Here is a 21,421-nt window from a genome sequence, read left to right as displayed (position 1 = left end):
TTGCTGAAAGTGAAGCGGGAAGCGCCCTGCGGCGCGGCATCCAGCAGCGTCCAGGCAATGGCAACACTGCCAGCCTCTACCAGATCGCCTCCACGACCGCCCACGCCGCGAACAGGCTCAAGCCCAGCGACAGCGTGGCCACCAGGCCGTCCCGTGTCGTCAAGGACAGGCCGAACAAGGCCAGCGCCGCGCCGCACGCTGAGTTGGCAAAGGGGATGACCTCCAGCGGCGGCATGGCGATGCAGATGGTGAGGCACAGGGCGGCGATGAGCCGCGTGCCGATGTCGCCGGTCATCCATCGCAGCCGCGACCGGCAGAAGGCATCGCTCAGGCGCCCGAGCGGGCGCAGGAAGCGCACCGAATGATGCAGCCACCGCGGCTGCACGCAACGCCGCAGGATTAGTTGCGGCAGCCAGATGGCGCAGCGCCCGCCGATGATCTGCAGCGCCGCCAGCCCCACCAGGAGGGCGACGGTCGTGGGAATGCCCGGCATGCCGCCCACCGGCGACAGCACGATCAACCCGGGAATGAGCAGCAGCGGCCCGAAGCTGCTGCGGCCCACGGCATCCAGCATGCGTCCGACCGAAACCGGATCCTGGCGGCGTGACAGCTTCTCCAGCCTGTCCAGCATGGTGGTCAGCGTAGGGGCGGCCCGCCAGGCCCTGCCTCTGAAGCGCGCGCCGCGCCGTTCACCGGCGTCGGCGTGGGCGGTGACGACGCGGGCGCGGGCGGGCCGGCGGGCGGCCGGACGGCCCCCGTTCAACGGGGTCCTGCTGGCGTGGCGCCGGCGCCGGCGACGGGACCCCTATCAGGGTAAGCGTCGACGGCGCGATGCGTATCGGGTGGCATGGGTGCGCCTCCTTTTTGGTGGATGCACCCAGACTAGGGCCAGTCGCAGCCCTGAGAGGATTCAAAAGTTTGTCAGTTGCAAGCGGTAGGCTTGTCCTGCGGGTGGCGGACGGGGGCGCTGCAAAGATCAGAGACGAAGTCGTCCCGCGCGCGCCAGGTCCGGCCTCCCGCGATCAGCGCTTGCGCTGGCCCACCAGCAGCCGTATTCCCATTCCTATTGCCATGGGAAGGATGAAGTAGACGCTGATCGGCCGATCGCGCAGCTGGGTCAGCATGAGGATGATGAACCCCACGCCCGCCAGGATGGCGACGCCCAGCAGGCGCGCGACGGGCGAACCATAGAAATACGCGCGCTCGGGAACGGCCTGGCCCGGCGGCTGGCGCTGTTTCCACGCCCCGATCGCCGCCAGCAGGGCGTCGCGGAACTTCGGATATTCCGCTTGCAGCTTGCCCTGGCCCATGATGAGCAGGGTGGGGCCGCTGCTGCGGCGCAGCTTCAGGTAGTCGTCGGTGTTGTACGACACCAGCGAGGCATAGGGCACGTCGCCCAGGCCCGAGAAATGCACGCCGTCGGCGTGTATCGTCGCTGTCCGCTTGCTGGGAAAGCGGCGGTAGGTCAGCAGGCCGGGCAGCGCGCCCAGCGCGGCGGCCGCCAGGGCGCAGGGGATGGCGAGCGCCAGGTCGACCTCGGCGATCAGCAGGCCGATCAAGCTGCCGGCGAAGAGCGTGCAGACCAGCAGCAGCGAGGTGATGGCGGCCGCCTGGTGCCAGCGCGTGATCAGCATCACGGGATACGTGGCGGGCGGGGCGGGGAAGGCGGGGGCGTCGGGCGTCGTGGTCATGTGCGCTGCCTATTTCAGCGCCATCTTCGCCGCCACGTCCCGGCTCATCAAGCCCCGGATGTGGCGCGAGATCTGTTCCGCGTGGCCGATGGCCAGGCGGTCGGCGCGGTCGGTGTCGCGCGCCGCGATGGCCAGGATCATTTCCTCGTGCTCGCGCACGTATTCGTCCGGCAGGCGGTCGTCGAAAGAGGAGTAGTACATGCGCAGGATGCGCTGGCCTTCGTCCAGCAGCTTGCTGAACAGGCCGACGTAATAGGGGTTGTCGGCGGCTTCGGCGATGGCAATGTGGAAGTCGCGGTTGGTGACGATCATCGCCAGCGCGTCCTGGTTGCGCACGGCCACCGCGAATTCGTCCTGGCGGGCCCGGATATGTTCGAGTTGATGGGGGCGGTGGTGCACGGCCGCCCCGCGGGTCGTCACGCGGTACATCAGCGTCAGGGCGTCCAGGTAGCCGCCGATCTGGCGGAAGTCGATGACGGAAACGATGGTGTTGCGATTGGGCAGGCTGGTCACCAGGCCCTCGGCAGCCAGGCGCACGAGGGCTTCGCGCACCGGCGTGCGCGACATCTGGAACTGGTTGGAGAGATTGATCTCGTCGAGCGGCACGCCGGGCGGCAGGACCAGTTCGATGATGTCCCGGCGCAAGCGGTCGTAGATGCTTTGCGCGCCCAAGCCGCGCTTTTTCTTTTCAGTGATATCGGTCTTCTTCATGGTCCCGATTTTATCCAGGCCCCGGCCTGATCCGGATGGCGGCGGCGCACCGTGCCCGAGGCCCCGGATTGGGGACGGATCGGCACCGTCACCGACTATAACGCAGGAATGTCCGGACAGGCGCATGACGCATGGCTGTCTCGGCAGGGGCCTAGAATCGGCGTTTCGCCGCCTTGCGGGCGGCGCGTTCCGCCTTTCCTTGCCCCATGAAGACGTTCCTTCTTTTCCTGTTGTGGCTGGTCAGCGCGACGCTGGCCTACGCCCTGGCCTGCTCCTTCAGCGGTGAAGGCCCGCCTGCCGTGCCCGACTGGTTCGCCGCCCGCGCCGGCGGCGCATCCGTCGATGCCGAGGCCTTGGCGCTGCGTTATCTGCTGTGTGTCTCTTTCGGCCGTGCGCTGCTGCTGACGGTGGCGGCATTCCTGGCCTGGCGCTTCCTGCGCAAGCGCCAGGCGCAGGAACGCAAGCGCCATCCCGATCACAGCCTGTAACGCTGTCTGACGCCCGGGCCGCGTTGCGTGACGGGGCCTCCCCGTGGTTTCCCCTAGTCCCCTGGCGTCCCTCGGGGGTGCGCGTGTTGGACTACGACGAAGGTCGTGTATGACGCGCAGATCGTGCGTCCTATAGTGAATCGACCAGGCCAGAGACCCGCGCAAAGCGAGGCTCCAGGCCACGTTCGCGGGCCTCCCCGGCCTTCGGATGCCACTATTCCAACATGGGGAGACAACCCGTCATGACGACGCCCGACACCGTGGAGGCCGTCCTCCGCAATCCGAAATACCACGAACTGGTACGCCGCCGCACGCGCACGAGCCTTGGGTTCTTCGCCGTGACGCTGGTGGTCTATGCCGGTTTCCTGCTGACACTGGCTTTTGACCCGACGCTGTTCGCCCGGCCCATCGCCGAGGGCTACACCATCAGCGTGGGGGTGCTGAGCGCCTTCCTGGTGGCGGTCAGCGCCGTGGTGCTGATCGCACTCTACGTCTACATCTCCAACAAGGTCTTCGACCCCTTGGTCGCGGCCGTCCGGGGAGAACGTGAATGACGCAGCGCCTTCCTCGCATCGCCGCCTTGCTGGCGGCCTGCTGTGCCAGCCCCGCCTTCGCCGCGGCGCCCGGCCAGGCCAATACCTCGGCCATCGTGATGTTCCTCGTGTTCATCGCGGGCACCATGGGCATCACCTGGTGGGCCGCGCGCCGCACGCGCACCACGGCAGATTTCTACACCGCGGGCGGCGGCATCTCCGGTTTCCAGAACGGCCTGGCCATCGCGGGTGACTACCTGTCGGCCGCGTCCTTCCTGGGCATCGCCGGCATGGTCTACGTGAGCGGCTTCGACGGCATGATCTATGCCATCGGCTTCATGTTCGGCTGGCCCGTGGTGATGTTCCTGGTGGCCGAGCGCCTGCGCAACCTGGGCCGCTACAACTTCGCGGACGTGACGTCCTTCCGTCTGGCCCAGACGCCCATGCGCGTGCTGGCGGCCAGCGCCTCGCTCTTCATCATCGCGCTGTACCTGATCGCGCAGATGGTGGGGGCGGGCAAGCTCATCGAGCTGCTCTTCGGCCTGAACTACCGCACGGCCGTGGTGATCGTGGGCGCGCTCATGATGATCTACGTGGCCTTCGGCGGCATGACGGCAACGACCTGGGTGCAGATCATCAAGGCCGTGTTGATGCTGTTCGGCGCGACGCTGCTGGCGGTGCTGGTGCTGGCGCTCTTCAACTACAACCCCGACACCCTGCTGGCCGAATCGGTGCGCGTGCATCCCAGCGGGCTGGATATCGTGGCGCCGGGAGCGCAGGTCAGCAGCAACCCGCTGAACGCCTTGTCATTGGGGCTGGCGCTGGCTTTCGGCACGGCTGGCCTGCCCCACATCCTGATGCGCTTCTTCACCGTGGCCAATGCCCGCGAGGCGCGCAAGTCGGTGATCTACGCCAGCACCTTCATCGGCTACTTCTACCTGCTCACCTTCATCATCGGCTTCGGCGCCATCGCGCTGCTGGTGCGTCATCCCGAGCTCTTCCGCACGGGCGCCAATGGCGAGATCGACGTCATCAACGGCCTCATCGGCGGCACCAACATGGTGGCGGTGCACCTGTCGAACGCGGTCGGCGGCAGCCTGCTGCTGGGCTTCCTGGCGGCGGTGACCTTCGCGACGATCGTGGCGGTGGTGGCGGGCCTGGCCCTGGCCGGCGCGGCAGCCATCGCACATGACCTGTACGCCAATGTGCTGGCCCGTGGCCGCGCCACCGAGCGCAACGAAATGCGCATCTCGCGGATTTCCACCATCGCGCTGGGCGTGCTGGCCATCCTGCTGGGCATCGTGTTCGAGAACCAGAACGTCGCATTCATGGTGGGCCTGGCCTTCGCGGTGGCCGCCAGCTCCAACTTCCCGGTGCTGGTGCTGTCGATCTCGTGGCGTGGCTGCACGACGCGCGGCGCCACGATCGGCGGCTTCATCGGCCTGGTGTCGGCCACGCTGTGGGTCGTTTTCAGCAAGACGGTGTGGGTGGATGTCTTCGGCTACGCCACGCCCATCTCGCCGTTCCCGAATCCCGGCATCGTGACGATCCCGCTGGCCTTCGCCTCGATCTGGCTCTTCTCCGTGCTGGACCGCAGCAAGCGCGCAGCCACCGAGCGCGACGCGTTCACCGCGCTGACGGTGCGCAGCCAGACCGGCCTGGGGGCCGCGGCGGCCAGCCAGCACTGATCGCAACGCGCCACCGGCGGCTTGCCGGTGGCGCGGGACAGACCAGGGCGCTATGCTCGTGGCGGTGTCTCGGCAACGAGGCGCCGCCATTCTCTTTTCGCAGAGGTTGACGCCCACGATGACCGAATTGCTGATTGCCGACGACCATCCCCTGTTTCGTGAAGCCCTGCGCGGTGTCGTGGCGCGAGCCTTTCCCGAGGCCGTGATCCACGAAGCGGACAGCGCGGAGCACCTGTATCCGCTGGTCGATGCGCATCCCGATGCGGACCTGCTGCTGCTGGACCTCAACATGCCCGGCGTCGAGGGTTTCAGCGCCCTGGTGCACCTGCGCGCGCAGCATCCGCAATTGCCGGTGGTGATCGTGTCGGCGCGTGAGGAACCCACGGTGATGCGGCGCGCGCTGGATCATGGGGCGATGGGCTTCATCCCGAAGTCGGCCCAGGCCGAGGCGCTGGGCTCGGCGCTGCGCCAGATCCTGGACGGCGGGCGCTGGGCGCCGCGCGCGGCCCTGGATGCGCCTGCGGTCGATCCGGACGAGCAGCGCGCCGCCGCTGGCGTGCGTGAGCTCACGCCGCAGCAGTTCAAGGTGCTGCAGATGCTGGGCGCGGGCCACCTGAACAAGCAGATCGCCTATGACCTGGGGGTGTCCGAAGCCACCATCAAGGCACACATGACCGCCATCCTGCGCAAGCTGGGCGCCACGAACCGCACGCAGGCCGTGCTGATCGCAGGCAGGCTGGGGCTGGGAGCAGCCTGAGCACTGCCGCTAATCGGCGCCGGCTGGGGCGGGCAGCGGCAGGCCGAGGTGGCTGCGCAAGGTCGTGCCGGTGTAATGGCTGCGGGCGCGCTGCCGTGCCTGCAGGCGCGGTACGACTTCCTCCACGAAGTCGTCCAGCCCGCCCGGGAATGAAGCTGGCATGATGTTGAATCCGTCGGCCGCGCCCGCGTCCACCCAGTCGATCATGTGCCGGACCACTTGCTCCGGCGTCCCCACCACGACTTGGTGGCCACGCGCGGCCGCGACGAGCTGCGCCAGCTCCCGGACACTCAAGCCGCGCTTGCGGGCCGTATCGAGCAGTACGTCGCGCCGGCTCATCGCCTGATGCTCCTTTGGGATGTCGGGCAAGGGACCGTCAGGCGGCAAGGCGCTGACATCGAACGCCAGTTGCTCGGACAGGACTGCGATCGCGTGCGCCGGGTCGGTGTGGGCCTCCAGTGCCGCCAGCTTGTCGCGCGCCTCCCGTTCCGTCCTGCCGATGATGGGCATCAGGCCCGGCATGACCCGGCATGCATCGATGGGCCGGCCTGCCTTGCGCAGCGCGCCGCGCAGGCTGTCATAGAAAGCCAGGCCGTCAGCCAGGGTCTGCTGCGCGGTGAAGACGACCTCGGCATATTTGGCTGCCAGGGCCTGGCCGGCGCCGGACGAGCCTGCCTGGATGAGTACGGGGTGGCCTTGTTCGCTGGGGGTGACGTTCAACGGACCCTGTACCTGAAAATGCGTGCCGCGGTGATCGATACGATGCATCCTGGCCGTGTCCACGTAGATGCCGTTCGTCTTGTCCAGCACGTAGGCATCGGGCTCCCAGGAGTGCCACAGTGCCTTGACCACGTGCACGAACTCATCGGCGATGGCATAGCGTTCGGCGTGGTCGGGGTGACGGTCGCGGCTGAAGTTCACCGAGCCGTCGGCGAAGGTGGTGACGATATTCCAGGCGGCGCGTCCGCGCGAAAGCTTGTCCACGGTGGCGAACATGCGTGCCAGGTTGTACGGCTCGTGATACGTGGTGGAGGCCGTGGCCGCCAATCCGATGTGCCGCGTGACCAATGACAGGGCGGCGATCACGTTCACCGGATCGGGTCGGGTGATCATCGAGGGCGAGGCGTCCGGCGTGGTAAGCAGGCGATCGCCGAAAAACACGAGGTCGAAGCAGGCGGCCTCGGCACGCTGCGCCATGCGCACGATGAGGTCGATGTTCTCGGTGCCGGACTCGGCACCCGGCAGCCGCCAGCCAGCGGTGTGGTGGCCAGCGGCCAACAGGAAGAGCCCCAGATGGATGGGGCGGGCGGGCTGTGTCATGCGCGCGTCAGTCCTTCGTCTTGCCGTCCAGGATCTGGGCGGCAAGGTCGTGCACGTTGCGGATGATGCGGCGGGTGTCGTCGGCAGGCAGGGGCCGGGCCGACACCTGCACGCTTTCCAGCGCGGCGATGGTCTCGGGCTCGCGCAGGATATCGGCCAGCAGCGCCGAGAGCCGCGCCTGCACGTCGGCCGGCGCCTTGCTGGACACGGACACGAAGAACGAGCCGCCCAGCGCGTCCTCCCAATTGGGCAGGCCTGCCTGCCGGATGTGCGGGACGCCGGGCAGGTTGGGGGCCCGATCGCCGCCGAAAAAGGCGAGGGCTCGCAGCTTGCCGCTTTGTACCTGTGGCGTGCTGAGCGGGTCGAAGGCCATGTCGACGTGTCCCGCCACCGCATCAGCCACGGCGGGCGCGCTGCCCTTGTAGGGAATATGGCGGATGTCGATGCCGGCTTCCCGCTTGAGGAACTCTCCCGCCAGGTGGCCCGGCGTGCCGGTGCCCGAGCTGCCATAGGTGAGCTTGCCCGGGTTGGCGCGCGCGTAGGCGATGAGTTCGGGCAAGGTTCTGAAAGGCAATGCGGGGTTGACGGCGACCGTCGCCAGCGCGTTGCCGACGTAGTGCACGGGGGCGATGTCCTCGAAGGGGTCGAAGGAGGCCTTGAGCAGTTGCGGTGCGATGGCGAGATTGCCGATGGAGGTATTCAGGAGGGTATGGCCATCGGGCTTGGCGTGCGCCACATGGGCGGCGCCGATGGTGCCGCCAGCGCCGGCCTTGTATTCGATGATGAAGGGCTGCCCCGTCTTTTCCGCCAGGCGCTTGCCCAGGATACGCGCGACATTGTCATTGGTGCCTCCGGGCGGGTAGGGCACCACGTAGGACACGGGCGCATCGGGATAGGCGGCCTGGGCGGGCGCCGCACCCACCCCCAGGGAGGTCAGGGCGGCGAGCAGCAGGGCGGGGAGTCGGTTGTGCATGGTGGCTTCGACGTGGCGCGCCAGGCGCGCCCGCTTGATGTTTCAAGGAAGCCGAAGCGTATTTCTTATTTATTATTTGAAGAAGAAATAATTAATAATTTGCATATTTTTGGTCGCGCGGCACGCCCTGGGCACAGCGGCTGGGCAGCCGTCTTGCGGCCTCGCCGGTCCTTAGCTTGCGGGGTGGATCTCTGCGGCATCCTCGTCCGGCCAGCCCTCGCGGGATTGCGCGGCCAGGAAGGCGCGCAACGAGGCCGGTTTCACCGGCTTGGTCAGCACGCGATACCCCCGTGCACGGGCGCCTTGCTTCAGGGCGTCGCTGCCGTCGGCGGTGAGCAATGCGCCCGCCACCCAGGGCGCGCGCGTGCGCAGCGCATCCAGCGTGCCCAGGCCATCCAGCCGGTCGTGCAGGTGGTAGTCCACCAGCAGCACATGCGGGCGCGCGCCCAGGCTGGCCAGGGCATCGTCCACCGTGGCCGCGCAATGCACCTGCACCTGCCAGCGGCTCAGCAGCGCGCGCATGCCGGCCAGGATGTCGGGGTCGTTGTCCACGCACAGCACGCGCAGGCCGGCCAGCGTGCTGTCCAGGTCGACGATGGGGGCGGCGGGCTGTTCAGACAGGGCGGCGTCCGCTTGCGCGCGCGGCACGGACACCGAGAACATGCTGCCCCGCCCGACCTGCGAGCGTGCGTCCAGGTTCAGTTCCAGCAGCCGCGAGATGCGCTGGCAGATCGACAGGCCCAGCCCGAGGCCACGGCCATCCCAATCGAAGGGCTGCTCATAGCGGTGGAACTCGTCGTAGATCTGGCGCAGGTGATGCGCGGGAATGCCGGGGCCGGTGTCCCACACCTGCAGGTGCAGGCCCGCGCCGCGCGCGCGCAAGGCCAGCACGATGCGGCCCGAGCGGGTGTAGCGCAGTGCATTGGCCAGGAAATTCTGCACGACGCGGCGCAGCAGGCGCCTGTCGGTGCGCACCAGGGCCGGGCGCACATGCACGCGCAGGTCCAGCCCGCGCGCGGCCGCCATCGGGCCGTATTGCTCGGCCAGTTGGCGCAGCAGCTCCGCGGCATCGAAGACCTCGGGTTCGGGGCGCAGCACGCCGGCATCCAGCCGCGAGACATCGAGCAGGCCGTCCAGCAGTTCCTCGGCTGCGCGCAGGGAGGTGTCGACGCGTTCGGCCAGGCGGGTCTGTTCGGCGGGCGAGTCGCTGACCCGCAGCGCCGAGGCGAAGAGGCGGGCGGCGTTGATGGGCTGCAGCACGTCATGGCTGACGGCGGTCAGGAAGCGGGTGCGGGACTCCTGTGCCTGTTCGGCCTCGTGCGTGCGTTCGGTGACGCGTTGTTCCAGCGTCTCGTTCATGTCGCGCAGTTCGCGTTCGGCGCGCTTGTGCGCGGTCACGTCGGTGTAGCTGGTGACGTAGCCGCCACCGGGCAAGGGGCGCCCGCGCAGCTCGATGACCTGGCCGCTGCGCAATAGCCGCTCCGAGATGTGCGGCGTGCCGGCCCGCATGTGGCCGATGCGCTTGCCGATCTCGTGTTCGATGTCCAGGCGCCGGCCCTCGCCCAGCTCGCCGCGCTCGGCGTTGTAGCGGATGAGGTCGGCGACGGGACGGCCCACATAGAGCATATCGTCGGGATAGCGGAAGATCTGCTGGTAGCGATGGTTCCACGCCACCAGCCGCATGCCGCCATCGACCACGGCCACGCCCTGGTCGATGTTGTCCAGGGTGGTCAGCAGCACATCGCGGTTGAAGCGCAGCTCCTGCCCGGCTTCGTCCAGCACGGCCACGACGGCGGCCAGCTCCATGCCCGAGCCGCGCAGCGCGTGGGTGATGACCAGGCGCGCGGATGCCGCGCCCACCGCGGCGGCCAGCACGCGTTCGGTGAACTGCACCCACAGGCGGTCGGCGCGTGCTTGCGGATCCAGGGGCTGCTGGAGCTCGGCGGCGTGCTCCTCGAAGGCGCGGCGGGCGGTGCGTTCGCCCACGATGCGGGCAGCCAGCGTCAGAAGGTCCCGCAACTGCAGCTTGCCATGCCAGGGACCGGGCACCGGGTTGGCCGGCCGGGCATAGGGATTCAGGAAAGGCTCGGCGCGCAGGCGCTCATCCAGGCCCGGCCGCCAGCGCGCCGACACGATGAGCAAGGTGCCCACGTTCAGCAGCAAGGACCAGAACGTGCCGTGCGTGAGCGGGTCCCAGCCATCCAGGCCGAAAAGCGCCTGCGGGCGCAGCCAGCCCACGCCCAGCGGCCCCTGGGCGAGCCAGGCGCCGTCCAGCCAGCCGGCGCTGGTGAAGCTGGGCAGCAGCAGCGTGTAGCACCAGGTGGCGAAGCCGGCCAGCAGGCCTGCCTCGACGCCGCGCCGGCTGGCGCCGCGCCAATACAGGCCGCCGATGAGCGCTGGCGCGAATTGCGCCACCGCCGCGAAAGACATGAGGCCGAACGAAGCCAGCGCGGTCTCGCTGCCGCTGACGCGGTAGTAGCCATAGGCGAGCGCGGCCAAGACGACGATGGCCGCGCGGCGGATCCACAGCACCAGCCAGGCCACGCTGCCGTCGCGCTTGACGGCCCAGCCGCGCCGCAGCAGCAGGGGCATGACGAGATCGTTGCTGACCATGGTGGCCAGCGCCACGCTGGACACCACGACCATGCCGGTGGCGGCCGAGAAGCCGCCCAGGTAGGCGATGAGGGCGATCGTTTCGTTGTTCAGCGACAGCGGCAGCGCCAGCACGAAGCTGTCGGGGGCGATGTGACCGTTGCTGCCGAAGAGGGCGACGCCCGCGCTGGCGATGGGCAGCACCATGACGCTGATGATGACGAGATAGCCGCCGAACAGCCAGCGCGCGCGGCGGATGTCGGCCACGTTCACGCACTCCACCACCGCGACGTGGAACTGGCGCGGCAGGCAGAGCAGGGCGGTGAAGGCCAGCAGCGTCTGGGCCACCATGCCCACGGGCGGATTGCTGTCGAGCAGCGCGTGGGTGGCGGCGACGACATTCAGTTCGTTGCCGCTGAACCAGTCGATGGCGAAGATGCCGACCACGACGAGCGCCACCAGCTTGACCAGGGATTCCAGCGCCACGGCCAGCATGAGGCCGGGCCGGTGTTCGGTGGCGTCGATCTGGCGGGTGCCGAAGAGGACCGCGAAGAGCGCCATCAGCGCGGCTACGTAGAACGCCGGGTCGCCGTAGCGCTGCGCGTCGATGTCGGGGCCGCCCAGGACGGCCACGCTGATGGCCACGGCCTTGTATTGCAGGGCCAGGTAGGGAATGACGGCGAGCAGCGCGATGACGGCGACCAGCGCGGCCAGGTACTGCGAGCGGCCGTAGCGCGAGGCGATGAAGTCCGAGATGGAGACCGTGCTCTGCGATTGCGAGATGAGGGCCAGGCGTTCCAGGATGCGCCAGCCGAAGAGCAGCAGCAGGAAGGGACCGAGATAGATGGGGAGGTAGCCGATGCCGTGTCGCACGGCGGAGCCGACCGCGCCGTAGAAGGTCCACGAGGAGCAATAGACGGCCAGCGCGAGGCTGTAGATGGCGGGACGCAGCCATGGGCGCTGCGCATAGAGACGGTGCCGGTCGCCCAGCCAGGCGACCGCGAAGAGGCACGCCGCGTAGCTCAGCGAGACCAGCAGCACCCAGCCTGGCGACATCCGTCCTCCTCCTGCAAGTCTCGTCCGCGGTGTGAGGGCGGGCGGGCAAGCGTCACGGCTTGATGGCTGCCGTCTCGCGCGTTCGTGTGATCGGGGAGGCCCGGCAGGCGCGCAAGCCGCGCCACGACTGGGCCGCAGGCACTATACCTCAAAGCCTGCGAGGGCCCGCGCGGTGACATCGCTGGTAAGACCACCTGTGGCGCGTGCGTGCCGCAGGGGCGAAAAAAATCCCGCGCAAAGCGGGATTTTCTTCTTCATGCACGGGCTCTGGTCAGCGCGTCATCACACGCCGTACTTCGACAGGTCGGGACGGTTCTTCAAGCCGGTCTCGACGATGGCGCGCACGGCCTTCTCTTCCTCGCCGGCCAGGGCCAGGCGCGGGGCGCGGACCACGGGCGAGGTGCCGCGCACGATGTGTTCGGCCAGCTTGATCTTCTGGACGAACTTGGCGCCGATGTCCAGCGACAGCAGGGGCAGGAACCAGCGGTAGATTTCCAGGGCCTCGTTGATGCGGCCGGCGCGCACCAGCTTGTAGATGGCGATGGTTTCCTTGGGGAAAGCCACGACCAGGCCGGCGATCCAGCCTTCGCAGCCCAGCACCAGGCTTTCCAGCGCCAGATCGTCCACGCCGGTCAGGATCTGGTAGCGCTCGCCCACGGTGCGCAGGATGTCGTTGATGCGGCGCGTGTTGGCCGAGGATTCCTTGATGGCGACGAACTTGGGCTCGTCGGCCAGCGCGGCGAAGTCGGCCGACTGCAGGTCGATCGTGTAGGCGACGGGGTTGTTGTAGACGATGATCGGCAGGTCCGAGGCGGCGGCCACGGCGCGGAAGTGCGTGTGCGTTTCGCGGGTGTCGGACAGGTAGCGCATGGCCGGCAGGACCATCAGGCCGCCGATGCCGTCTTCCTGCGAGGCAGCGGCCAACTGGGCGCCCACGCGGGTGGCGTCTTCGGCGATGGTGGCGATGATGGGCTTGCGGCCGGCGGCGGCCTCGATGGCGGCGCGGCCAATGGCGCGCTTCTCGTCGAAGCTGAGGCTGCTGGCTTCACCCAGCGAACCGCAGACGATGATGCCGTCGGCGCCCGCGTCGATCTGGAAATTGACGTCGTCCTTCACGCCCTGCAGGTCGACTTCCTGGTTGGCGGTCATCTTGGTGGTGATGGCGGGGAAGACGCCCTGGAAATCGGCTTTCTTCATCATGATTCGAGGCTCCTGGTGGCACGCGGGCGCGCCGGCTTGGGTGGGGTGGCTGAGAGGAAATGACAGGGGTTGGAACTATCTTACTGTTTTGTATTCATTGTGTCGACAATTGATGGAAGGCCAAATGAACCGGCGTGGCGAAAAGGTCGCGACGCCGGTTCGGGGCCTTGGCGGCACGGGCCTAGAGCGTTGCGCCAACCTTGCGCAACTCGGCCAGCGACGGGGCCTTGGGCGACCAGATCTTGTCGTAGTCGGCGATCAGTTTCTGGATTTCGTTGCCGCCCACGTCGTGGAAGGGTCGTTCGGCGCGGAACTTCTCGATCAGGCCCGGCTCGGTGCTGGCCAGGCTGTTGATCTGCTGGTCCAGCGCTTCCTTGACCAGGCCGCTGATGAGTTCGCGGTCTTCCTTTGTCACGGTCTGCCAATAGCGGCCGGACACCAGTGCGCCGAAGGGCATGAACACGGCGTTCATGGCCAGGATGACCTTCGAGACGCGGTCGAACCGCTGGTTCCACGAGAACTCGATGTCCGCTTCCAGGCCGTCGACCTGGCCGTTGGACATGGCGTCGAACACCTGCGGGGTGGGGATCGGCGTGGGCGACACGCCCAGCAGCTGGTAGAAGTCGCGGAAGGCCGGCGTGGGGTTGATGCGCAGCTTCAGGCCTTTCAGGCCGTCCAGGCTGTTGATGTCGCGGTTGCAGAACACGGCGCGCATGCCGGTGATGCCCCAGCCCAGGCCGATGGTGCCGGTTTCGCGCGGCAGCGCTTCGAACAGCTTCAGCGCTTCGGGCGTGCGCACCAGCTTGGCGACCTTCTCGGTGGAGCGCACCAGGTAGGGGGCGTTGATGGCGGCGATGTTCGAGACGCGCGAGCCCAGCTCGGCGGCCTGGATCCAGCCCATGTCCAGCGCGCCGGACTGCATCTGCTGCATCATCACCGACTCGTTGCCCAACTGGCCGGAGTGGAAGACGGTCAGCTTCAGGCGGCCGTCGGTGGCCTTTTCCAGGCGCTCGCCGAACAGCACGGCGTGGTTGTTCCAGGAATGGCCGGGCGGCGTGATGATGCCAAGGCGCAGTTCGCGCGGCTTGGCCTGCGCGAAGACGGGCGCGCTGATCGGCAGGGAGGCGACGCCGGCTCCGGCGGCCGCGGTGGCGAGGAACTTCCGGCGGGTAATCGTGGACATGGAAACGCTCCAGGAAGAAAGACTCAGAACAAGCCCAGGGAAAGGGAGGGGAAGATGGAAAGCAGGACCAGCAGGATGCAGGTGACGAAGAAATAGGGCAGCGTGCGCATGAATATCTTGCCCACGTTGGCCCCCGTGACCGCCGACGCGATGAACAGGCACAGGCCGACGGGCGGCGAGAGCAGGCCCAGCACCAGGTTGACCGTGACCACCACGCCGAAGTGGCGGGGATCGATGCCGTAGATGTCGGTGGCGATGGGCAGCAGGATGGGCACGGTCATGATCAGGCCGGGAATGCCGTCGATCACGGTGCCGATGAGCAGCAGCAACAGGTTGGTCAGCAGCATGAAGCTGATGGGGCCCGTGGCGACTTGCTGCAGCCAGGTGGCCACCAGGTGAGGCACCTTGCCGAAGATCAGCACCCACGAGAACACGCCGGCCGCGGCCACCAGGAACAGGATGATCCCGGAGAAGATGCCCGCGCGCGTCAGCATCTGCGGCAGCATCGAGAACTTGAGCTCGCGGGTCCAGAAGCGTCCGATCAGGATGGCGATGACGGCGCCCACGGCCGCGGCCTCGGTGGGGTTGGCCACGCCGGTGATGATGGAGCCGACGATGACGATGGGGATGATCAGCGTGGGGATGCTGCCCAGGATGATGCGCACGCGTTCACGCCAGGGCAGCTTGTCGCCCATGGGGTACTGGTGCACGAAACCCAGCAGCGCGGTCAGGATGCAGAACAGCACCACCAGCGCGAGGCCGGGCAGCAGGCCGGCCAGCATCATGTCGCTGACGGCGACCTGGGCCAGCACGCTGTAGACGATCAGCATGATGGAAGGCGGCGTGATGGAGCCCAGCATGCCCGCATAGGCCGTGAGACCGGCCGCGAAGGGCAGGTCGTAGCCCTTGCGGTGCATCTGCGGCGTCATGATCTGCGACATCACCGCGACCTGCGCGGTGGCCGAGCCCAGGATCGAGGCCACGAACATGTTGGCGAGGATGTTCACGTAGGCCAGGCCGCCGCGCATGGCGCCCACGAAGGCCATGGCCATGGCCACGATGCGGTGCGTGATGCCGCCGCCGTTCATGACTTCGCCGATCAGGATGAAGAGCGGAATGGCGATCAGGCCGTAGCTGTCGACCGCGGTGAACATCTGCACCGGGAAGGTCTGGAACAGGACGGGGCTGTCGATGGCGAGGATGTAGATGACGCCGGCCAGGCACAGGCACAGGCCGATGGGCACGCCCACGAACATCAGGAGGAGGAAACCTGCCGCGGTAATCATGATCAGGCGATTCCTTCTGCCGAGTCGTTGCTGCTGAAGTCCTTGCGCGTGACGGGGGCGATGAGGCCGGCGTTCTCGAGCAGGTTGGCGATGCCGTGGATGGTGAGGAACACGGAGAAGATCGGCAGGATCAGGTAGAAGATCCAGGTCGGCCAGTTCAGCGTCTGCGTGCGCTCGGTATAGAGGAAGTTGAAGGTGGTGGCGCCGAGTTCGGCGGCGTCGAAGCCGACCCGGGCCAGGCCGATCGGATCCATCCACGAGAAGCACATGGCCGCCAGCGCCACGCCGAAGCCGACCACGATGGTGGCCGACAGGGTCTTCATGCGCTGGGCCCAGGCGGCCGACAGCTTGTCGGTCAGCAGGGTCACCGCGAAGTCCAGGCGCAGGCGGGTCATGGCCGATGCGCCGATGAAGGTCAGCCACACGATGCTGTAGACCGACGCTTCGTCCACCCAATAGATGGGCGTGCCGGCGTAGCGGGTGGTGATGTTCAGGAGGATGAGCGCCAGCAGCAGCGTCATCAGCGCCAGGATCAGCCGGCGCTCCAGCACCAGCAGTTTTTCCGACAGCGCCACGAGGCCACGCACCAGCGGATTCGCCGAGGTGGGGGAGGAGGGAGCATGCATCGTGAGATAAGCCCTTGATTGATTGTTTCGCCCAGTCTTTTCCGCCGGGTTTGCATGACGTCGAGCGCAGTTTGATCCCCTGCTTTTGAAAAATCAATACTGTCGACATAGTGCATTCAGCGCGGTCCATATTGGTGCAAACCCTTGCGCACACTGAAAAAATGCCGCCGTATCAAAGCATTACAGGGTGCTGTCGGAGCGGGGTCTGCTTGCGCGCCGCAGGCGTGATCCAGATAAACCCTGAGGAAAAAATGTCGCGGTTGCACTGATTTGGCGCCTGCCGGGGGGCGTGGGAATCGGGCGCGTCACGCGCGTGTGACGGGAAGTAGGGATTGGCAAACGCCGTGGGCGTGGCGGCGTCTCGCTGATAGAGTGAAACGTCACCCTAGACAGGAGACCGCCATGAGCAAACAGGACGAGCAGGTCAGGCCCGCGCCGGGCAAGTCGACGAATGCAGAAGGCGTACCGCAGGACGAGGCAGACACGCAGGACGGCGTGGCCGTGCCGCTGAGCGAACGTCGCGCGGTGGATGCAGCCGGCCGTGGCGCGAAGGTGCCCGCCGCCACGCCGCGCGCGCGTTCCCTGAACGAGCGTCCCGAGGACCCGAATGCGGCGCCCGCGAAGATCAAACTGCCGCCAGGCGTCGAACCCGAGGAAGTGCGGGACCCGGGCCGGCAGACGCCGGAAGCGCCGCCCGTGGACAATCGCACGGGCGGGCGCGACAGGAAACAATGAGGGAAAGACGAGGGCGCCTGCTTCAGACGCCCTTGTCCTCCTTGCCATGGCGGCGAGGGGCCTCGTGTCCGGGGGATCGGATAATGCTGATCTTGCCGTCCGACTCGACGTAGGCCTCCTTGACCTGCTCCACCCGCTCCAGGCCGGCCAGGCGCAACTCTGCCATCAGCTCGGCTTCGGTGATGAACTCCCGGCGCATGCCGCGGCGCTGCAGCACGCCCCGATGGATCAGCCGGACCCGGCCGGGTTCAAGATAACGACGGGTGGCGGGGAAAAAGAATCCGATGCGATCGATGGCGACGCTCCAGAAGATGAGTGCCGCCACGACGAGCATGCCGTCCGTGATGGACGTGGATTGGCCGGCCATGGCGCTGCCGGCGGCATCCGCCACCAGCAGCAGGACCAGCAGGTCGGCCACGCCCAGCGAGCCGATGTCTCGTCGGCCCGCCAGGCGCAGCAGCACGAAGATGAACCAGTAGATCGCCGTGCCCCGGATGAACATCTCGGCGGGGCCGGCCTGCAGTCCGAACAACGCACTCCAGTCGATACTCATGGTTCAACCCACCGTCATGCCACCTTGCGCGCCTGCGCGTTGAGGTCCTGTTCCGCGTTCGCGATCTCCGATAGCGCATGGATGAACAGGTCTTCCAAAGCCTTTCGTTGCATCGTCGATCTCCTTGGGGGCATGGTGGCGCGCTGCATCGGGACCATCCCGGCGCTGCTCGCCACCATGAACCCCAGCATGACAGGGCGTAGGTGGGCCTGCCTGCCGCAGGTGTGTCGAATTCTTCTGGGGACGGTGCAGCAAGGTCCCGGGACGAGCCCGGGCGCAAACCGGGCTTGAGTGGAAACGCCTCGTTGCCGTATCGAGTAATTCCTTGCGGGGCAGGGCTGCCTGCTGCGTTACCTTGGATTGGGGCAGTCGGCGTCCGCGCGTGCCGACTGATTCCTCCGTTCAAGCGCGTGAGGATGGGAGACCACCATGCCAGCAAAATCCAAGGCACAGCAGATGGCCGCCGGCGCCGCTTTGTCGGCCAAACGCGGCGAGAAGAAGGTATCTTCGTTGCAAGGCGCATCGAAGAGCATGTACGAGTCGATGAGCGAACGCGAACTCGAGGACTTCGCGGGAACCTCCCGCAAGGGCAAGCCCGAGCACAAGTCCTAGGGCCGGGCAGGGCGCGCGTGTTGCGCGCGCCCCAGGCTTCAAGGCTGCGTTGCCGGCGCCAGGTAGAGTTCGACGCTGTTGCCGTCTGGCGGAATCCGCAGGCCCTCCACAGGAAACTCGCGCGTCTCCAGATAGCCGCGTGCGTCGAAGCGCACCAGGGCGGGAGGGGTGGTCAGTGCGCGCACGGCACCGACATCCGCTCCAAGCAATATCAATAGCGGCAGGGCTTCCTGTTGGGCGCGCTCCCCGCTCACGTCGCTGGCGGGGCGCCATTGCACCTGCGCGCAGCGGATGGGGACGGCGGCGTCGGGGCGGTCCAGATCGGCTTCGGCCAGGAAGTCCACGTGCGTTACATCCCAGGTTTCCATCATCGGCCTCCCTGTTTCCGCTGGGGGAGCCTGTCGGGATTGGATTCTCCCAGCAGAAGGCTCAGCAGGTCGTCTTCGCGGCGGGGCTCGTCGTCCGCGCGCGCGGAAGCGAGGCCTTGCGAGGACGGCGCGCGCGCGGGGCCGGGGCCTTGCCGTTCCCTGGATTGGGTCTTGCGTTGGGTCTGTGCCATGGGTCCTCCTCGGCAAGGGGTGCGCCTGATGGCGCACCCTTGTCAACAGGCTATCGCAAGGTCGCGCAGCAAGCCGTTGGCGCACGCTCCCAAACGTTACCGGCGGTTGCGGGTGAGGCGTGCGCCGGCGCGGCCCCAGGGCTACATCGTGTAGTTGCCGCTGGCCTCGGGCTGGAAGCGCAGCGAACGGATGCGCAGGCTGGCCTGGGTGCCATCCGGATTGGTCCAGGCCGCGGTTTCGCCCACGCGGCGGCCGAGCAGGCCCGCGCCGATGGGGGACATGACCGAATAGCGGCCCTGGGTGGGATCCGCGTCGGGCGGATAGCACAAGGCCACTTCCACCTTGTTGCCCTGGGCGTCGTCGGCCACGACCTGCGTATACATCGTCACGACGTCTGCCGGCATGTCGCGCGGCGCGAGCAGTTCGCCTTCGTCGAAGATGTCGAGGATGACGGGCGGGGTGCCGTCGGGCGCCACGTGCTGGCGCGCCAGGCGCGAAATGCGGGCGTGGTCGAGTTCGGAAAAGATGCGGTCTTGCAAGCTTGCGGGGGCGTTCATGATCGGCTCCTGGATAGGCCTTCGGCGGATGTGCCGGGGTGGGGCGGCGCGTGGGAGAGGCCCGACGGCGTGGTGGCGCCAAGGGTGACGGATAGGGGCCGTCGGGCTCAGGACTCTGCGTCTCGGTCAGGCCTGAGCACGTAGTGCTCGCGCACGCGAGGCCCGGCCGCCTGGTCAGGGGCGGCGCGCAGGCTGGAGCAGGCGAACGGCGCGGTCACGATCATGATGGGGGTGATCGTATCACCGCCAGGCCCGCATGCCATAATCGGCTGGACCGGCAATGCGGCGTCAGACCAAACGACCGGCCCACCCACAAGGAGACAGGCAGGCACGCCCCTGCGGCGCGTCGGCCGCCATTGCCCGATGCGAGCCGCACTCTTGACCGTCCTGGTCGCGCCGCCCCTGTTCTGGGGCGGCAATGCCATCGTGGGCCGCATGGCCGTCGGCGTCGTTCCCCCGCTCACCCTGAACCTGCTGCGCTGGATCGTGGCGCTGCTGATCCTGCTGCCCTTCGCCTGGCGGGCATGCCTCGCGCACAAGGCCCTCCTGCGCCAGCACCTGGGCTTTCTCTGTCTGACCGCGCTGCTGAGCGTCGCGTCCTACAACGCCTTGCAGTACCTGGCCCTGACCACGTCCAGTCCGCTCAACACCTCGCTGATCGGCGCCTCCACGCCGGTGTGGATCCTGCTGACCGGGTTCGTGCTGTTCCGCGTGCCGGTGGGCGGCCTGTCGGTGCTGGGGGCGGCGTTGTCGCTGCTGGGGGTGGGAACGATCCTGGTCCGCGGCAACCCTGGCAATCTCGCCTTGCTGCAGTTCGTGCCGGGAGATCTCTACATGCTGGCCGGCACCTTCATGTGGAGCCTGTACACCTGGCTGCTGCTACGCCGCCAGACCGGCCTGCCCGGCCACGCCGCGCTGGCCGCGCAGATGTTCCTGGGCATCCTCTTCGCCCTGCCCATGGCCGCGCTGGAGTTGCGCTATGGCGGCTATGCGCCGGTCGTCTGGGAATGGCGCACGGCGGGCATCATCGCCTATGTCGGGCTCTTTCCTTCGCTGCTGGCCTATGTGTGCTGGCAGCGCGCCGTGGCCCAGGCGGGGGCGCAGTTGCCGGTGTTCTTCATGAATCTCGCGCCCATCTTCACGCTGCTGCTGTCCATGCTGCTGCTGGGCGAGCCCCCGCAGGGGTATCACGTGGTGGCGCTGGCACTCATCCTGCTGGGAATCTGGCTGGCGCAACGGCAGTCCGCGCGGGGCGCGGCGAACGCCGTCAGTGCAAGGGGCTCTGGATGATCAGGTCCATCAACGCACGGCCTGGCTGCGAGAGCCCGGGCGCACTCAAGGCGATGAACTCCACGGCAGGCAGACCCGGCAGCCCGCCCTGCGTGAGCGGGGCGAGGCCTGCGCCGGCAATGGCGCCTGGCTGCACCGTGATGCCCAGTCCCGCGCGCGCCGCGGCATAGCAGCCGGCATAGCTGCTGCTGGTGCAGACGATCTGCCAACTGCGCCCGGCGCGGGCCAGCGTGGCCAGCACCATGTCCCGCGTGACACTGGGCGCGCGCAGCAGGATGAGCGGCAGCGGGACGTCCGTCGGCACCGTGATGCCCTCTCGCGCGCACCAGACCAGCGGTTCCCTGTACAGGCGCTGGCCGCGCCGGTCGCCGCGCCGGCGCTTGCCGATCATCAGGTCCAGTTCCCCGTTGTCCATGAAGCGATACAGCTCCGCGGTGGGGCCGATGGCGAGATCCAGCTCCACTTCGGGATGCAGGCGGCGAAACGAGGCCAGCACATCGGGCAGGCGTCCCAGCGCGAGATCGTCGGCCGTGCCCAGGCGCACGCGCCCGCGCAGGCGCGGCGCGGTGAAGAGCGTCTCGGCGTTGGCGTGGGCGTCCAGGATGATCTGCGCGTGCACCAGCAGGCTGCGGCCATCGGTGGTCAGGGCCAGGCTGTGCGTGTCGCGCACGAAGAGACGCCGGTTGACGGCCTTTTCCAGCTGGCGGATGTGTTCGCTGACGGTGGGTTGGGCAAGTTCCAGCCGGCGCGCCGCCTCGGTGAAGCTGGGCGCGGCGGCGGCGGTGGCGAAGGTGCGCAGCCAGAGCGGATTGAGCATGGCGTTGTCATCGGAATTTGTGATGACAGTCACAGTAGCAAGCGCTCTTCCCGATGACAAGGCGCAGGCCTATAGTTCCTCCGTGCGCCGGCCTGTCCGGCAGCCCCGATGCCCAGGCGATCACCCCTGTCTGCGCCTGTCCGGGACACCCCGCCCGTGTTGCTGCCACGGGCGGGGGTTTTTTTATCGCATT

21 protein-coding genes are annotated in these 21,421 nt (G+C 67.7%); 7 read left to right on the top strand and 14 right to left on the bottom strand.

What is annotated here, in order from left to right:
• Window positions 1-76: 76 nt before the first annotated feature.
• The 3 genes from ODI_RS15015 to ODI_RS15005 form a co-directional block, all read right to left on the bottom strand.
• The gene (locus ODI_RS15015) at window positions 77-631 is read right to left on the bottom strand and encodes an exopolysaccharide biosynthesis protein (RefSeq protein ID WP_067752605.1); all 555 of its coding nucleotides are present in this window, start codon (window positions 629-631) and stop codon (window positions 77-79) included.
• A 391-nt stretch (window positions 632-1,022) separates the two neighbouring features.
• Window positions 1,023-1,691 carry a hypothetical protein gene (locus ODI_RS15010; RefSeq protein ID WP_067752481.1) on the bottom strand — a complete coding sequence of 223 codons (669 nt, stop codon included), beginning with the start codon at window positions 1,689-1,691 and terminating at the stop codon, window positions 1,023-1,025.
• A gap of 9 nt (window positions 1,692-1,700) precedes the next feature.
• A complete protein-coding gene (locus ODI_RS15005; protein WP_067752488.1) occupies window positions 1,701-2,402 on the bottom strand; it encodes a GntR family transcriptional regulator in 702 nt (233 codons plus the stop codon).
• 206 nt (window positions 2,403-2,608) lie between these two features.
• Here ODI_RS15005 and ODI_RS15000 point away from each other — a divergent pair, with 206 nt between their 5' ends.
• From ODI_RS15000 to ODI_RS14985, 4 genes are all read left to right on the top strand, one after another.
• The gene (locus ODI_RS15000; RefSeq protein WP_067752489.1) at window positions 2,609-2,890 is read left to right on the top strand and encodes a hypothetical protein; all 282 of its coding nucleotides are present in this window, start codon (window positions 2,609-2,611) and stop codon (window positions 2,888-2,890) included.
• A gap of 242 nt (window positions 2,891-3,132) precedes the next feature.
• Window positions 3,133-3,444 (top strand): DUF485 domain-containing protein, encoded by a 312-nt coding sequence (locus ODI_RS14995; RefSeq protein ID WP_067752491.1) that lies wholly within the window; start codon window positions 3,133-3,135, stop codon window positions 3,442-3,444.
• Window positions 3,441-5,111, top strand: a complete 1,671-nt coding sequence (gene actP, locus ODI_RS14990; RefSeq protein ID WP_067752494.1) for a cation/acetate symporter ActP — start codon at window positions 3,441-3,443, stop codon at window positions 5,109-5,111. Before ODI_RS14995 ends, actP begins: the two co-directional genes overlap by 4 nt.
• A 118-nt stretch (window positions 5,112-5,229) precedes the next feature.
• Window positions 5,230-5,868, top strand: a complete 639-nt coding sequence (locus ODI_RS14985) for a response regulator transcription factor (protein WP_067752500.1) — start codon at window positions 5,230-5,232, stop codon at window positions 5,866-5,868.
• Between the two features lie 9 nt (window positions 5,869-5,877).
• On the opposite strand, the gene ODI_RS14980 is transcribed toward ODI_RS14985, so the two are convergent.
• The 7 genes from ODI_RS14980 to ODI_RS14950 form a co-directional block, all read right to left on the bottom strand.
• On the bottom strand, window positions 5,878-7,188 hold the full coding sequence (locus tag ODI_RS14980; RefSeq protein ID WP_067752502.1) for an LLM class flavin-dependent oxidoreductase: 1,311 nt from the start codon (window positions 7,186-7,188) through the stop codon (window positions 5,878-5,880).
• Between the two features lie 7 nt (window positions 7,189-7,195).
• On the bottom strand, window positions 7,196-8,161 hold the full coding sequence (locus tag ODI_RS14975; protein WP_067752504.1) for a Bug family tripartite tricarboxylate transporter substrate binding protein: 966 nt from the start codon (window positions 8,159-8,161) through the stop codon (window positions 7,196-7,198).
• A 171-nt stretch (window positions 8,162-8,332) separates the two neighbouring features.
• A complete protein-coding gene (locus ODI_RS14970; protein WP_067752506.1) occupies window positions 8,333-11,809 on the bottom strand; it encodes a PAS domain-containing hybrid sensor histidine kinase/response regulator in 3,477 nt (1,158 codons plus the stop codon).
• Between the two features lie 282 nt (window positions 11,810-12,091).
• Complete coding sequence (locus tag ODI_RS14965) at window positions 12,092-13,009, bottom strand: dihydrodipicolinate synthase family protein (protein WP_231968065.1); 918 nt, start codon at window positions 13,007-13,009, stop codon at window positions 12,092-12,094.
• Window positions 13,010-13,190: 181 nt separating this feature from the next.
• Complete coding sequence (locus ODI_RS14960; protein WP_067752509.1) at window positions 13,191-14,192, bottom strand: TRAP transporter substrate-binding protein; 1,002 nt, start codon at window positions 14,190-14,192, stop codon at window positions 13,191-13,193.
• 23 nt (window positions 14,193-14,215) lie between these two features.
• The gene (locus ODI_RS14955) at window positions 14,216-15,478 is read right to left on the bottom strand and encodes a TRAP transporter large permease (RefSeq protein WP_067752511.1); all 1,263 of its coding nucleotides are present in this window, start codon (window positions 15,476-15,478) and stop codon (window positions 14,216-14,218) included.
• 2 nt (window positions 15,479-15,480) lie between these two features.
• Window positions 15,481-16,104: a TRAP transporter small permease gene (locus tag ODI_RS14950; protein WP_067752512.1), complete on the bottom strand. Its 624-nt coding sequence runs from the start codon at window positions 16,102-16,104 to the stop codon at window positions 15,481-15,483.
• A gap of 402 nt (window positions 16,105-16,506) precedes the next feature.
• On the opposite strand from ODI_RS14950, the gene ODI_RS14945 reads away from it, so the two are divergent.
• A complete protein-coding gene (locus tag ODI_RS14945; RefSeq protein ID WP_067752520.1) occupies window positions 16,507-16,839 on the top strand; it encodes a hypothetical protein in 333 nt (110 codons plus the stop codon).
• A 22-nt stretch (window positions 16,840-16,861) separates the two neighbouring features.
• Here the strand turns inward: ODI_RS14945 and ODI_RS14940 are convergent, their stop codons facing one another.
• Window positions 16,862-17,392, bottom strand: coding sequence for a DUF421 domain-containing protein (locus ODI_RS14940; RefSeq protein ID WP_067752522.1), 531 nt, complete (start codon window positions 17,390-17,392; stop codon window positions 16,862-16,864).
• 429 nt (window positions 17,393-17,821) lie between these two features.
• On the opposite strand from ODI_RS14940, the gene ODI_RS14935 reads away from it, so the two are divergent.
• Window positions 17,822-18,004, top strand: coding sequence for a DUF3008 family protein (locus ODI_RS14935; protein ID WP_067752525.1), 183 nt, complete (start codon window positions 17,822-17,824; stop codon window positions 18,002-18,004).
• A gap of 38 nt (window positions 18,005-18,042) precedes the next feature.
• Here the strand turns inward: ODI_RS14935 and ODI_RS14930 are convergent, their stop codons facing one another.
• Entirely contained in the window at window positions 18,043-18,375 is a 333-nt protein-coding gene (locus tag ODI_RS14930; protein WP_067752528.1) for a hypothetical protein, read from the bottom strand.
• Window positions 18,376-18,704: 329 nt separating this feature from the next.
• Window positions 18,705-19,121 (bottom strand): GreA/GreB family elongation factor, encoded by a 417-nt coding sequence (locus ODI_RS14925; RefSeq protein ID WP_067752530.1) that lies wholly within the window; start codon window positions 19,119-19,121, stop codon window positions 18,705-18,707.
• Between the two features lie 378 nt (window positions 19,122-19,499).
• On the opposite strand from ODI_RS14925, the gene ODI_RS14920 reads away from it, so the two are divergent.
• Window positions 19,500-20,411 carry a DMT family transporter gene (locus ODI_RS14920; RefSeq protein ID WP_231968064.1) on the top strand — a complete coding sequence of 304 codons (912 nt, stop codon included), beginning with the start codon at window positions 19,500-19,502 and terminating at the stop codon, window positions 20,409-20,411.
• On the opposite strand, the gene ODI_RS14915 is transcribed toward ODI_RS14920, so the two are convergent.
• The gene (locus ODI_RS14915) at window positions 20,389-21,228 is read right to left on the bottom strand and encodes a LysR family transcriptional regulator (protein ID WP_067752545.1); all 840 of its coding nucleotides are present in this window, start codon (window positions 21,226-21,228) and stop codon (window positions 20,389-20,391) included. The two genes, ODI_RS14920 and ODI_RS14915, sit on opposite strands and share 23 nt — an antisense overlap.
• Window positions 21,229-21,421: the final 193 nt, after the last annotated feature.

It is taken from the genome of Orrella dioscoreae, from assembly GCF_900089455.2.
Lineage (GTDB): Bacteria > Pseudomonadota > Gammaproteobacteria > Burkholderiales > Burkholderiaceae_B > Orrella > Orrella dioscoreae.
The sequence above is the reverse complement of the archived record's forward strand: the minus strand, read 5'-3'. Positions and strand labels throughout refer to the sequence as shown.